Here is a 13,616-nt window from a genome sequence, read left to right as displayed (position 1 = left end):
GCGTGCGGGCATAGAGGCATGTGATCGCGTCGTGGCTAATTGCTGGCAGCATTGGAATGCGCGGTCTTTACTCCCAGAGATCGGCCTTATGCCGATTCCCCCTAGGAGAAGCAATGAAATGAGCATAGTACGCACAGCGTTACCCCTGGTACTGCTCACCAGTGTGTTGACTGGTTGTGCAGGTTTGCAAAAAACCGACTGGCCTAAATGTGCCGCCGTCGGGGGTGTCGGTGGCGCCGCGCTGGGCGCTATCGAAAGTTCCAGCTGGGCTGGCTGGGGCGCGTTGCTGGGCGGTGGCCTGGCGGCAGGTTATTGCTGGGCCCATGGTGATGGCGACGAAGATGGCGATGGCGTGCCGGACAGCCGCGACAAGTGCCCGGGCACCCCACGGGGTGTGCAGGTCGATGCCAACGGTTGCCCGCCAGCCGCGCCGGCGGTGGTCGAGGAAGTGGTGGTGGTGGAGAAGGAAGAAGTCATCGTCATTCGTGATGTGCACTTCGAATTCGACTCTGCACGCCTGACTGCCACTGACAAGGAGCGCCTCAACACGATTGCCACGCGGCTGAAACAGGAAGCGCCCTCTGCCCGCCTGAGTGTCAGTGGCCATACCGACAGCGTCGGCTCGGACAGCTACAACCAGAAACTGTCCGAGCGCCGTGCCCACTCGGTGACCGACTATTTGGTGCAGAGCGGTGTACCGCGCAGCAGCTTCGTGTCGGTGGTGGGGGCCGGTGAAACCCAGCCGGTGGCCGACAATGCCACGGCCGAAGGGCGTGCCATGAACCGCCGTACCGAGATCAAGATCCAGCGCTAGCTCGGCGTGCGCCCGTGCCTTGCGCAGTGGCACGGGCGCTTTCTCAGCGCCGCCGACAATGAAACCGAGGAAAGGCGCGCGCGCAACCGACGGGTGGAACTGCACCTCAGCTGACGGGTGCTGGCGCCTGCCTCGGCATTGCAGTTAATGTGGAGCGCACGGCCGGCGCGAACGGGCCGGCACGCCATAACAACAATCAATGGGGGCGGGGTATGAAGTTCATCCTGGGCCTGGGCAAGGTCCTGACAGTCGCATTCTGGGGCGTGGTGTTGTTCAACCAGTTGCTGCCCCAGCCGTTGCCTTTCAATCTGCTGATCAATGCCCTAGGCATCGTTCTGCTCAGCCTGCATCTGCTGGAAATTCTGTTCTTCAATGGCAGCTTGCGCGGGCGCAGCCACCGTTGGTTCGATCGCCTGCAAATTCTGTTGACGGGGATATTCCACGTCATGTCCATTCCCCGTGCGCAGGAGGCGCTGCGAAATGCGTAATCTGATACTGCTTGCCCTGTTGGCTGCCCCCTTTGCCCACGCCGAAAGCCTGGAGGTTGCTGCCAATTCCATGCTGCGCCTGCCGAGCAAGTCGGCCAGCGTACACCTTGAGCATTTGCGTGTTGCCGATGCTGCCACCCTGATGCTGCCTGCGTCGCTGGCGCAATTGAAGGTCGACCAGTTGGAGCTGGGGCGTGATGCGCGGATTGTCGTGGCCCCTGGCGAGCAGCCGTTGCTGATCGACGTGCGTAGCGCGCGCCTGGGCGAGGGCAGCGAGTTGAGTGCCACCGGCGCTGCGGGCAGCTACCAGCGGGCAGCCCGCCCCGGGCGTAGCCTGGACCTGGTACTGGCGGAGCTGGATGCCCAGCAGCTGGTCATCGACGCACGGGGCGGCACCGGTGCACCGGGCTACGCTGGGCTCGACGGCGGCAATGGGCAGGCCGGCGGCTGCACCTGGGGCCAGGCCAGCCGCGGGGCCAATGGCGATGATGGCGGCAACGGTCATGATGGTGCAGCAGGTGGGCGCATACGCCTGAGCTTGCCGCAAGGCTTTGCCCAGGAGCACATCGTCGTGCGCCTCGATGGCGGGGCGCCGGGCAAACCCGGTGAGCCTGGCAAGGCCGGCAAAGGTGGGGCGAGCAAGGGTTGCCTGGTGTACCGCACCGATGCCGGTGCCAATGGCCGACCGGGGCAGCCTGGCCAGCCGGGCTTGGCGGGGGCGGCGGGCGAGCTGATCCTGCAGCGCCTCTGAACCATGTGCAGGGGCCTGGGTGCGGCGTTGTCGCCATGGGCCCCACCCACCGGCCGCGCAGGCAGCCCGCCAGGCGAAGGGCTGCCTGTGATCAGATCACCAGCCGCGAACTGGCCACCGCGACCACGGCCAGCCCCAGCAACAGGTTGATGCCCACCATTCGCCGAATGCGGGCCAGCACCGCCGCACCCGTGGGCCAGTCCTGCGCCAGTACCGCCGCTTTCAACTCTGGCAACAGCAAGGCCTGGATGCGCATGAACAAGGCGAACATGGCGATCCCGCCGCCGATCATCACGTGAACGTACTTCGGCGCAGTCTCGAACCCGCTGAAGCGCAGGTGCAACATGCCGATACCACTAATCGCCAAGATCGCCACCGCCAGCCAGACCCAGACGAAGAAGCGTCGGAAAACTTCCACCCACAAGCGCAGGCGCGCAGGCCCCTCAAGGGCTGTAACCGTGGCGGGGCGCAGCACCAGCCAGGCGAAGAACATGCCGCCAACCCATACCAGGGCGGCCAGAACATGCAGTGTGTAGGGCAGGGTAAAGGCGAGCATCCGGATCTCCATGCGGCACAATAGGCAATAGCGGGGTATGATAGCCGCCCCATGCGAAACACTGAAAATATATCCAGCCCTACGGGCGCCTGCAGACCATGATCAGCAACGAACTCAAAGCCACCATCCAGGGCGCCTATACGCGTTTTCTCGAAGCCAAGAGCCTCAAGCCGCGCTATGGCCAACGCCTGATGATCGCCGAAGTGGCCAAGGTGCTTGGCGACATTCCCTGCGACGATGAAGGCCGCCGTGCCGGCGAGCCTGCCGTGGTGGCGGTGGAGGCGGGCACCGGTACCGGTAAGACGGTCGCCTATGCGTTGGCCGCGATCCCGGCCGCCAAGGCCGCCGGCAAACGCCTGGTGATCGCCACCGCGACCGTGGCCCTGCAGGAGCAGATCGTCATCAAGGACCTGCCCGACCTGATGCGCAGCAGCGGGCTGAACTTCAGCTTCGCCCTGGCCAAGGGCCGTGGCCGCTATCTGTGCCTGTCGAAACTCGACATCCTGCTGCAGGAAGGCCATGCCCAGTCGGCCACTGCCCAGCTGTTCGAAGAAGAAGGCTTCCACATCGAAGTCGATGAGCGCAGCCAGAAGCTGTTCAACAGCATGATCGAAAAGCTTGCCGGCAACCGCTGGGATGGTGACCGTGACAGCTGGCCCGAGGCCCTGGAGGACCAGGACTGGGCCCGGCTGACCACCGACCACAGCCAGTGCACCGGTCGCCACTGCCCGAACTTCCAGCAGTGCGTGTTCTACAAGGCCCGTGAGGGGATGGGCAAGGTCGACGTGATCGTCACCAACCACGACATGGTACTGGCCGACCTGGCCCTGGGCGGCGGCGCGGTATTGCCCGATCCGCGCGATACCCTGTATGTATTCGACGAAGGCCACCACCTGCCAGACAAGGCCATCGGCCATTTCGCCCATTACTCGCGGCTTCGCTCCACCGCCGATTGGCTGGAGCAGACCGCCAAGAACCTGACCAAACTGCTGGCCCAGCACCCGCTGCCGGGGGACCTGGGCAAATACATCGAGCAGGTGCCGGAGCTGGCGCGGGAAGTCCGCACCCAACAGCAGTTCATGTTCACCCTGTGCGAACAGGTAGCCGACTTCCGCCCGAGCGAGGACACCGAAGGCCGCGAACGGCCGCGTTACCGCTTCGAGGGTGGTGTGGTACCGGAGCAGATCCGTGAGGTCGGCATCGAGCTGAAAAAGGGCTTTGCCCGGCTCAACGATCTCTTCACGCGGCTGGCCGACCTGCTCAAGGAGGGCATGGACGGCGAGGTCAGCATCGGTATCGCCAGCCACCAGGCCGAAGAGTGGTACCCACTGTTCGGCAGCCTCGTCACCCGTGCCCAGGGCAACTGGGAGCTGTGGACGGCCTTTACCGCCGAAGACCCGGAAGACAGCCCGCCGATGGCGCGCTGGCTCACCCTGGCTGAAAGCGGGGCGTTGTTCGATATCGAAGTCAACGCCAGCCCCATCCTCGCTGCCGAAATGTTGCGCCGCAGCCTGTGGAGCGTGGCCCATGGCGCGCTGGTGACCTCGGCCACACTGACCGCGCTGGGCAAGTTCGACCGCTTCCGCATGCGCTCGGGGTTACCGCGCGATGCCGTCACCTGCGTGGTGCCCAGCCCGTTCGTGCATGGCGATGCCGGCCTGCTGCGGGTGCCCGACCTGCAAGCCGACCCGCGCGACGCTACCGCGCATACGGCGGCGATCATCCGCGAGCTGCCGGGTATCGTCGAAGGGGCCCGGGGTGCGCTGGTGCTGTTCTCGTCACGCAAGCAAATGCAGGATGTGTTCGACGGCCTGGACCGGGACTGGCGCAAACTGGTGCTGATCCAGGGCAACCTGTCCAAGCAGGAAACCCTCAACAAGCACAAGGCCCGGGTCGACGACGGCCAGCACAGCGTGCTGTTCGGCCTGGCCAGCTTTGCCGAAGGGGTCGACTTGCCGGGGGCCTATTGCGAGCACGTGGTCATCGCCAAGATTCCGTTCTCGGTGCCCGACGACCCGGTCGAAGCTGCCCTGGCCGAATGGATCGAGGCCCGCGGCGGCAACCCGTTCATGGAAATCGCCGTGCCCGACGCCTCGCTCAAGCTGATCCAGGCTTGCGGTCGGTTGCTGCGTACCGAACAGGACCGCGGCATCATCACCTTGCTTGACCGGCGCCTGGTCACCCAGCGCTATGGCAAGGCTATTCTCAATGCGCTGCCGCCGTTCCGGCGGGAGATTTCCTGATCGCCGGAGCACTTGCTTCGGCGCGCTGTCCATTACTCAGTCCTGGGCCATGACGGCCCTGAAGGAGAGCCCCAGCCTTATGGTCCGCCGTACCCTGCCCGCTGTTTTCGCCCTGTTGTTCAGCTCGTCCGTATGGGCCGGGCAGCAGACGCTGTTCAGCTTCGTGCGCCCGGCCTCGGTGGTCAACGTGGCGACCGCGGATGCCGGTATGCCGCAGTACAACGCAGAGCAGACGGCCGAAGGCGAGGTGCTGCGGCGTGTGGTGTTCAACCCGGCGCAGCGGCCGACCTTGCGCCTGAGCCCGCAGAGTGGTGTGTGGGACTGGTCCAGCGGCAAGTTTCTTACCTTGCGCCTGCAAAGTGCCATGGACTGGGCGCTGACCGTGGATGTCACGGTGCAAGGCAGCGATGGGCGCACCCTGACCAGCCGTATCGATTTGCCGGCCGGCCCGGCGCAAACCGTGATGGTGCCGCTGACCGCCAGCTCGCCGTTGAGCCAGGGCATGCGCGCAGGCCCCCCCATGCCCTGGCTGCACGGCGGCCAGCGGCTGCTGCTGACCAGCAGCGCCGGCGCTGTAGACCTCAAGCAGGTGGCTTCGGTCAGCTTGAGTATTCCCGGCCCCAAGGTCGCCCAGAACCTGTTGATCGAACGGGTGGGCATTCAGGATGACGACCAGGCCTACCAGGCGGCGTACCGTGAACTGATCGATGCCTATGGGCAGTCCACACGGGGCAGCTGGCCGGAAAAGGTGGCCAACGACGAACAGCTCAAGGCAGCCGCCAACCGTGAACAGCAGCAACTCAAGGCTTGGCTGGCCGAGCGCGGCAAGCAGCAGTTGGATGCCTATGGCGGCCTGCTGGCGGGGCCGGCCTTTGCTGCCGAGGGTTTTTTCCGTACCGAAAAGCGTGATGGCCGCTGGTACCTGATTACCCCTGATGGCCACCCCTTCTATTCGCTGGGTGTCAATGCCGTGGCAGCCGACGGCGGGCGTACCTACACCGCCGGGCGTGAGGCCATGTTCAAGGCACTGCCGGGAGAGGGCGACGCCCTGGCAGCGTTCTACGGTGAAGGCAACAACGACGACGGCAATGCGTCCTCGCAGGGGCGCAATTTCAAGAAAGGGCGCTGGTTCGACTTCTATGCAGCCAACCTGCAGCGGGCCTATGGCAAGCCCTGCCTGCCGGCGGCGGCAGGGCAGCCGGCCGCTTGCCCACCGCTGGTAGTGGACACTGGCCGTTGGCAGGCGCATGCGCTCGACCGTTTGCAGGCATGGGGTTTCAACACGCTGGGCAACTGGAGCGAGCCTGCCCTCGGCCAGGCCAGGCGCATGCCCTATACCCTGCCGCTGTCGATCGTTGGCGATTACGCCAGCATCAGCACCGGCATGGACTGGTGGGGGCGCATGCCCGACCCGTTCGACCCGCGCTTTGCCATGGCCACCGAACGCGCCGTGGCCATTGCTGCCCGTGATCACCGTGACGATCCCTGGCTGATCGGCTATTTTGCCGATAACGAGCTGGCCTGGGCCGCACCGGGTAGCGAGCCCAAGGCCCGTTATGGCCTGGCCTACGGCACATTGCGCCTGACCACCGACGTGCCTGCCAAGCGCGCCTTCCTCAAGCAGTTGCGTGACAAGTACCGCAACCAGGAGGGGTTGTCCAAGGCCTGGGGCATCGAGCTGAACGCCTGGGAACTGATGGAGGATCCAGGCTTCGAGGCACCGTTGCCCAGCCCGGAGCACCCGGAAATCGAGCGGGACTACCAGCACTTCCAGCAGGTGTTCGCCGAAACCTACTTCAAGACCATTTCCGATGCCTTGAAATGGCATGCACCCAACCACCTGTTGCTGGGGGGCCGTTATGCCGTGAGTACGCCAGAGGCGGTCAACGCCTGCGCCGAGTTCTGCGATGTACTCAGTTTCAACTTTTATACGCTCAAGCCGCAGGACGGCTACGATTTCGCCCGCCTGGCCGAGCTGGACAAGCCGGTGCTGGTGTCTGAATTCCAGTTCGGTTCGCGTGATCGCGGCCCGTTCTGGCCGGGGCCACTGGAGCTGGCGCGAGAAGAAGACCGCGGCCCGGCCTATGCCAATTTCCTCACTGCCGCCTTGCAACAACCCATGATCGTGGGCGCGCACTGGTTCCAGTACCTTGACCAGCCGGCCAGCGGTCGCCTGCTCGATGGCGAAAACGGCCACTTGGGGCTGGTGGCGATCACCGATGTGCCGTACCCCGGTTTTGTCGATGCCGTGCGCAAGGCCAACGCCCAGGCCATGGCGCAGCTGCGCACCGGCCTGGAGAGGAAACCGGCGCCATGATTACAGGTGGGTTCGGTGCGCTGGGCATCGCGACCGCCGGGCTCAAGCCAGTTTGCAAACCGCCCAACTACTGAAACAATGCAGACCTTTTTGACTATCGTCACACGGAGAGCAGCGGGTGCAGATCCAGGGTCACTATGAGCTGAAGTTCGAAGCCGTGCGCGAGGCTTTTGCCGCGCTGTTCGATGATCCCCAGGAGCGTGGCGCCGCGCTGTGCATCCAGGTGGGGGGCGAAACCGTGGTCGACCTGTGGGCCGGCAGTGCGGACAAGGACGGCCAGCAGGCGTGGCACAGCGATACCATCGCCAACCTGTTTTCCTGCACCAAGACCTTCACCGCGGTGACCGCACTGCAGCTGGTCGGCGAGGGTAAGCTGGCACTCGATGCACCGGTGGCCAACTACTGGCCCGAGTTTGCCCAGGCCGGTAAGCAAGCGATCACCCTGCGCCAACTGCTCAGCCACCGTGCGGGTTTGCCCGCCCTACGCGCGTTGCTGCCGGCCGAAGCCTTGTATGACTGGCAGGTCATGGTCGATGCCCTGGCGGCCGAAACGCCGTGGTGGGCGCCTGGCACGGAACACGGGTATGCCGCCATCACCTACGGCTGGCTGATCGGCGAACTGATTCGCCGGGCCGACGGTCGGGCCCCGGGTGACTCGATCGTGGCGCGTACCGCTCGCCCGCTAGGGCTGGATTTTCATGTTGGCCTGGCCGACGAAGCGTTTCACCGCGTGGCGCATATTGCCCGCGGCAAAGGCAACCCCGGCGACGCCGCGGCGCAGCGCTTGCTGCAGGTGACCCTGCGCGAGCCCGAGGCCTTGTCCACCCGTGCCTTTACCAACCCCCCGGCGATCCTGACCAGCACCAACAAGCCGGAATGGCGGCGCATGCAGCAGCCGGCGGCCAACGGCCACGGCAACGCACGCAGCCTGGCGGGGTTTTATGCCGGTTTGCTGGACGGCAGCCTGCTCGAGTCCGAATTGCTCGACGAACTGACCCGCGAACACAGCCTTGGCCAGGACCGCACCTTGCTCACCCAGACCCGCTTCGGTCTGGGCTGCATGCTCGATCAACCGGAGGTGGCCAACGCCACTTTCGGCCTGGGGCCCCGCGCCTTTGGCCACCCTGGGGCCGGGGGTTCTGTGGGGTTCGCCGACCCGGAGCGTGATGTGGCGTTCGGCTTCGTGGTCAATACCCTCGGGCCTTATGTGCTCATGGACCCGCGGGCGCAAAAACTGGTCCGTGTGCTTGCCGGTTGCCTTTGATCGGGTAATGCGGGTATTGCTTCAGCCCTTTGACTATCCTCAATGCCAACGCCTGAAGTGCCTAGGCAAAATATCTTTCTATTTCATGGTGTATCGCTGATGTCTTCACATAAAACCTTAGCACTCGCCCTGTGTCTGACCGCCGTTACCGGTTGCGCCAGCCACTCCCCGGAGGGCTCCAAGGAAGGTGGTTCCAGCTGGTGGCCTTTCGGTTCGGACAAGGTCGCCGAGCAGGAAGTGAAGGCAGCCGTCACAGACAATGTGGCCAAGGCCGATGCCAAGTCGGAAAGGACCAGCCGCTGGTGGTGGCCGTTCGGCGGTGACGACCAGCAAGCCAAGAGCCCTGTGGTGCCTAAAATCGACCAGCAGGCGACCCAGGCCTGGCTGGACGAGTACGAGCCAAAGCTGCGCGAAGCCATCAAGGACAGCAAGCTGGAACTGGAGCGCCGTGACAACGTGTTGGCCGTGACCCTGCCGGTGGACAGCTCGTACAACCCAGACCGCCCGAACATGCTGCTGCCCATGTCGCTTGGCCCGATCACCCGGGTTGCCAAAACGGTTGAAGGCGACCCCAAGACTGCCGTACTGGTATTGGGCCATGCCGACACCAGCGGTGCCGCTGCTGCCAACCAGAAGCTCAGCCTGGAACGCGCCGCTTCGGTTTCGGCCATTTTCCGCCTCAGCGGCCTGCAGCGTGACCGCCTGACCCTGAAGGGTATGGGTTCGGTAATGCCGCGTGCTGCCAATGACAGCCCCGAGGGCCGTGCCCTCAACCGCCGCGTGGAAATGCTGCTGACCCCGCAAAACACCATGGTCGCGCTGCTGGCCAAGTACCAACAGGCTGCTCCGGCACCGGCGCCGGCTGCAATGGTGGCCGTGCAGGATGCCAAGGCGCCTGCCGCCAAGCCGGCCACCAGCAAGCCGGCTGCCAAGCCCGCAGCGAAAAAGCCCGTGGCCAAGGCCAAGGCGCCTGCCAAAACCACGGCCAAGAAAAAAGCCGCGCCAGCCAAGCCTGTCGCCAAGAAAGCTACCACCGACAAGAAAGTAGCTGCCAATAGCCCTGCGAAGACCAACTGATCGTCAAGGAACGCAGCAATGACCCAATCCCTGGCCGATATGCGCCGCGACTACACCCGTGATGGCCTGGCAGAAGCCCAGGCGCCGGGCGAGCCGTTCGCCCTGTTTCACCAGTGGTTCGCCGACGCGGTTAAAACCGAGCAGGCGCCGGTGGAAGCCAACGCCATGACCTTGGCCACGGTGGACGGCGAGGGCCGTCCGCATTGCCGGGTACTGTTGCTCAAGGGGCTCGATGAGCAGGGTTTCACCTTTTTCACCAATTACGACAGTGCCAAAGGCCAGCACCTGCAAGCCAACCCGTTTGCAGCCATGACTTTTTTCTGGCCGGCGCTGGAGCGCCAGGTGCGTATCGAGGGGCGGGTGGTGAAGGTGTCGGCCAAAGAGTCGGACGACTATTACCAGGTACGCCCACTGGGCAGCCGCCTAGGGGCCTGGGCCTCACCGCAGAGCCGGGTGATTGCCGGGCGTGAAGAGCTGGAGGGGCTGGTGAAGGCCACCGAAGCGCGGTTTTCCGATACGCAGCCACATTGCCCGGAACATTGGGGTGGCTATCGCTTGCTGCCTGAGCGGGTCGAGTTCTGGCAGGGGCGGGCGAGCCGTTTGCATGACCGCCTCAACTACCGGCGGGTCGATGGGCAGTGGCTGCGGGAGCGGTTGGCGCCCTGAGATTTTCCAGGGCTTGCCATGCCCTGTCGCGACACCGCGACAGGGCATGGCCTTGCGGCCCATCGCCGGCAAGCCGGGCTCCCACAGGTGGGATCAGGGCATGGTCGGTCTTTCAACGTGACCTTGAATACCCCACCGCCTCCCGTTGCAGCCAGCCTGCCAGTTCCCTGCGCTTCACCTTCGCCAGCCGCGCCTGCTCCAGCCTCTGCAGCATGAACGCGCGTTTGTGCGGATCAGCCCCTGCCAGCGACAACGCCAGGTCGCGGTCCATCCAGCGGCGCATGCGCACGTACAGCCACCCGTGGAAATAAAGCCCCGCAACGGTGGCCACCACGACGATGAAGTAATCCATGGCTATCCTTGGTCTCAATTGAAGCGCCATGGCACAGCCGCGCTGGCTGTACCCCGGCTGAATGAAAACAACTTTATTGCGTTTGTACCGTGACAGCCGTCAATGTGCAGCGTCTAATAAGCACCTGACTTATGGAGATTTTACCCATGCGTAAATCCGCTTTGCTGGTGGCAACCTTTACCACCATGTCGCTGCTGCTAGGGGGTTGTGCCTCGAGCCTGACCGGCGATAGCTACTCCCGTGATGAGGCCCGCCGCGTGCAAACCGTACGGATGGGCACTATCGAATCTCTGCGCCCGGTCAAGATCGAGGGTACCAAGACCCCGATCGGTGGCGGCGCAGGCGCCATTGTCGGTGGTGTGGCGGGCAGCGCCGTCGGCGGTGGCCGTGGCAGCATCGTTGCCGCAGTCATCGGTGCCGTTGCCGGTGGCCTGGCGGGTTCCGCTGCCGAAGAAGGCCTGACCCGTACCCAGGGTGTCGAGATCACTGTGCGTGAAGACGACGGCAGCATGCGTGCCTATGTCCAGGCCGTGCAGGAAAACGAAATCTTCCGTGTGGGCGACCGTGTGCGCATCATGACTGTTGACGGCACCAGCCGCGTTTCGCACTGAGCGTAGCGCAGCCAAACAAAACCCCGACTGGCGACTGCCAGCCGGGGTTTTTTTATGCTTCAGGCTGATGGCCGAGCCGGGGTACGCGAACCACGGCTCGGCTGACCCCCGTCAAAGGCCCAGCATGTCCCGCGCTACCGCTTCGGCAATGCGAATGCCGTCGACCCCTGCCGACAGGATGCCACCGGCATAACCTGCGCCTTCGCCGGCCGGGAACAGCCCCTTGAGGTTCAGGCTCTGATAGTCCTCGCCGCGGGTGATGCGCAGCGGCGACGAGGTCCGTGTTTCGATCCCGGTCAACACCGCATCAGGCAGGTTGTAGCCCTTGATCTGCCGGTCGAATGCCGGCAGTGCCTCGCGGATCGCCTCGATGGCGAACGCCGGTAGGCTTGGTGCCAGATCGCCCAGGGTCACGCCCGGCTTGTAGGATGGTTCGACACTGCCCAGCGCGGTCGACGGCCGCCCCGCAACGAAGTCACCCACCAGCTGTGCCGGCGCCTGGTAATTGCTGCCCCCCATCACGTAGGCATGGGCCTCCAGGCGTTCCTGCAGTTCGATACCGGCCAGCGGGCTGCCTGGGTAGTCGCGTTCGGGGTCGATACCGACGACGATGCCGGAGTTGGCGTTGCGCTCGTTACGCGAGTACTGGCTCATGCCGTTGGTGACTACCCGGCCCGGTTCGCTGGTTGCGGCGACCACGGTGCCGCCCGGGCACATGCAGAAGCTGTATACCGAACGGCCGTTACTGGCGTGGTACACCAGTTTGTAGTCGGCAGCCCCCAGTTTCGGGTGACCGGCGTATTTGCCCAGGCGCGCCTTGTCGATGAGCGTTTGCGGGTGCTCGATGCGAAAGCCCACCGAGAATGGCTTGGCTTCCATGTACACGCCTTTGGCATGCAGCATGCGGAAGGTGTCGCGGGCACTGTGGCCCAGGGCCAGAACCACATGGCGCGAGTGCAGTTGCTCGCCGCTTTCCAGCACCACGCCGGTCAACTGGCCATCTTCGATCAGCAGGTCGGTGACCTTTTCCTGGAAGCGCACTTCGGCCCCGAGGGCGATCATGTCCTGACGCATCTGCTCGACCATGCCGGTCAGGCGGAAGGTGCCGATGTGCGGCTTGTTGATGTACAGGATCTCGTCGGGCGCACCGGCCTTGACGAACTCTTCCAGCACTTTGCGGCCGTGGTGCTGCGGGTCCTTGATCTGGCTGTACAGCTTGCCGTCCGAGAAGGTGCCGGCGCCGCCTTCGCCGAACTGCACATTGGACTCGGGGTTGAGCACGCTCTTGCGCCACAGGCCCCAAGTGTCCTTGGTGCGCTGGCGCACTTCCTTGCCGCGTTCGAGGATGATCGGCTTGAAGCCCATCTGCGCCAGCAGCAGGCCGGCAAAAATGCCGCACGGGCCAAAGCCGACCACGATCGGGCGTTCCTGCAGGCCGGCCGGGGCCTGGCCAACGAACTTGTAGGTCACGTCGGGGGCAGGGCCGATGTTGCGATCATCGGCGAACTTGGCAAGCAGCTCGGCTTCGTTGCTGGCTTGCAGGTCGATGGTGTAGATGAACAGCAGCTCGCTGTTCTTCTTGCGCGCATCGTAGCTGCGCTTGAACAGGTTGAAGCTGAGCAGTTGCTCGTCGCGGATGCCCAGGCGCTGGACGATGGCGTCACGCAGCGCTTCGTCAGGGTGGTCCAGGGGCAGCTTCAGTTCGGTGATTCGTAGCATGGCAGGGTCCAGTATCCCGGCCATGGGCGGCCGGCGGCTTTACACAAACCGCCAAGTATAAGCTGTTAGCCGCCTTGACTGGCAGGATAAAAGCGCCCGGTGATCAGTTGTCGCGTGCGCCGCCGTAGTAGCCGCAGCCTTGCAAGGTCTTGCCGTCGATGCGCAATTCGGCACGCAGGTGGTCAACGGCCCCAGTGGCGCTGTCTACGCAGCGTTGTGGTGCGACCCACAGTTCCACATGCTGACCGTTGGCTTCGCTGGTCAGGGTCAGGCCGCCACCGGGGACTTCTTCTTCAAGGAATGGCAGGGGCAGGGGCGCTTGACCCACGCGGTTGAGCACCATGCCCTTGCCACTGGCCTTGACGTCCCAGCCCGGCTCGTGGCCGCTGGCGCGCAGGGTCAGTTGCCTGAAATTGGGGTCCTCGCAGGCGCGGGTGGACGGTTCCAGGCGGTACAGGCGACGCACTTCCAGCTGGCCGTCGCTATTGGCCTGCTTGCTGCCGGTGAGGCGGCCGCGCACATCGGCGAACAGCTTGTCATCGGCACCTTTGGCCAGGTTGGCGGCTTCTTGCAGGATGCCGGTGGCGCCAGCGTCATTGATCACGAAGGTACGGTTTTCGCTGCAAGGCTTGAACAGCAGCTGGCCACCGGCATCGTGCAGGTCGCCGCTGCATGCGCGTGGTGCCGATGTTCGGGTCGCTGGGGGCGTCAGCCATCAGTTGGCCGCCGGCGAACAGGGGCAGCAGGGCGGTGAGCAG

At 64.5% G+C, this 13,616-nt stretch carries 12 protein-coding genes and 1 pseudogene; 9 read left to right on the top strand and 4 right to left on the bottom strand.

What is annotated here, in order from left to right:
* Positions 1 to 118 precede the first annotated feature (118 nt).
* The 3 genes from GYA94_RS19845 to GYA94_RS19835 all read left to right on the top strand — a co-directional run bounded on the left by GYA94_RS19845 (position 119) and on the right by GYA94_RS19835 (position 2,053).
* Positions 119 to 814, top strand: coding sequence for a PA1041 family peptidoglycan-binding anchor lipoprotein (locus GYA94_RS19845; RefSeq protein ID WP_009684601.1), 696 nt, complete (start codon positions 119 to 121; stop codon positions 812 to 814).
* Between the two features lie 212 nt (positions 815 to 1,026).
* A complete protein-coding gene (locus GYA94_RS19840; protein ID WP_110679142.1) occupies positions 1,027 to 1,302 on the top strand; it encodes a DUF1145 domain-containing protein in 276 nt (91 codons plus the stop codon).
* Positions 1,295 to 2,053: a collagen-like triple helix repeat-containing protein gene (locus GYA94_RS19835; RefSeq protein WP_161892937.1), complete on the top strand. Its 759-nt coding sequence runs from the start codon at positions 1,295 to 1,297 to the stop codon at positions 2,051 to 2,053. Before GYA94_RS19840 ends, GYA94_RS19835 begins: the two co-directional genes overlap by 8 nt.
* Positions 2,054 to 2,144: 91 nt before the next feature.
* On the opposite strand, the gene GYA94_RS19830 is transcribed toward GYA94_RS19835, so the two are convergent.
* A complete protein-coding gene (locus GYA94_RS19830) occupies positions 2,145 to 2,609 on the bottom strand; it encodes a CopD family protein (protein WP_110679140.1) in 465 nt (154 codons plus the stop codon).
* A 98-nt stretch (positions 2,610 to 2,707) separates the two neighbouring features.
* On the opposite strand from GYA94_RS19830, the gene dinG reads away from it, so the two are divergent.
* From dinG to pdxH, 5 genes are all read left to right on the top strand, one after another.
* On the top strand, positions 2,708 to 4,852 hold the full coding sequence (gene dinG, locus GYA94_RS19825) for an ATP-dependent DNA helicase DinG (protein ID WP_029887504.1): 2,145 nt from the start codon (positions 2,708 to 2,710) through the stop codon (positions 4,850 to 4,852).
* Positions 4,853 to 4,931: 79 nt separating this feature from the next.
* Entirely contained in the window at positions 4,932 to 7,169 is a 2,238-nt protein-coding gene (locus tag GYA94_RS19820) for a beta-galactosidase (protein WP_161892936.1), read from the top strand.
* A gap of 118 nt (positions 7,170 to 7,287) precedes the next feature.
* Positions 7,288 to 8,433 carry a serine hydrolase domain-containing protein gene (locus tag GYA94_RS19815; RefSeq protein ID WP_161892935.1) on the top strand — a complete coding sequence of 382 codons (1,146 nt, stop codon included), beginning with the start codon at positions 7,288 to 7,290 and terminating at the stop codon, positions 8,431 to 8,433.
* Between the two features lie 99 nt (positions 8,434 to 8,532).
* The gene (locus GYA94_RS19810; RefSeq protein WP_161892934.1) at positions 8,533 to 9,510 is read left to right on the top strand and encodes an OmpA family protein; all 978 of its coding nucleotides are present in this window, start codon (positions 8,533 to 8,535) and stop codon (positions 9,508 to 9,510) included.
* 18 nt (positions 9,511 to 9,528) lie between these two features.
* Entirely contained in the window at positions 9,529 to 10,176 is a 648-nt protein-coding gene (gene pdxH, locus GYA94_RS19805; protein ID WP_009684611.1) for a pyridoxamine 5'-phosphate oxidase, read from the top strand.
* Between the two features lie 112 nt (positions 10,177 to 10,288).
* Here pdxH and GYA94_RS19800 read toward each other — a convergent pair whose 3' ends face one another.
* Entirely contained in the window at positions 10,289 to 10,528 is a 240-nt protein-coding gene (locus GYA94_RS19800) for a hypothetical protein (RefSeq protein ID WP_161892933.1), read from the bottom strand.
* Positions 10,529 to 10,674: 146 nt separating this feature from the next.
* Between GYA94_RS19800 and GYA94_RS19795 the strand changes: the two genes are divergently transcribed.
* Positions 10,675 to 11,139: an outer membrane lipoprotein gene (locus GYA94_RS19795; protein WP_009684613.1), complete on the top strand. Its 465-nt coding sequence runs from the start codon at positions 10,675 to 10,677 to the stop codon at positions 11,137 to 11,139.
* Between the two features lie 111 nt (positions 11,140 to 11,250).
* Here GYA94_RS19795 and GYA94_RS19790 read toward each other — a convergent pair whose 3' ends face one another.
* Both GYA94_RS19790 and GYA94_RS19785 read right to left on the bottom strand, forming a co-directional pair.
* On the bottom strand, positions 11,251 to 12,858 hold the full coding sequence (locus tag GYA94_RS19790) for an NAD(P)/FAD-dependent oxidoreductase (protein ID WP_009684614.1): 1,608 nt from the start codon (positions 12,856 to 12,858) through the stop codon (positions 11,251 to 11,253).
* Between the two features lie 103 nt (positions 12,859 to 12,961).
* Positions 12,962 to 13,616, bottom strand: a pseudogene (locus GYA94_RS19785) (COG3650 family protein); the annotation flags it as partial.

This window comes from Pseudomonas juntendi (assembly GCF_009932375.1).
Classification (GTDB): Bacteria; Pseudomonadota; Gammaproteobacteria; order Pseudomonadales; family Pseudomonadaceae; genus Aquipseudomonas; species Aquipseudomonas juntendi.
Note: the sequence above shows the minus strand (reverse complement) of the source record. Positions and strands in the feature narration are given on the sequence as shown.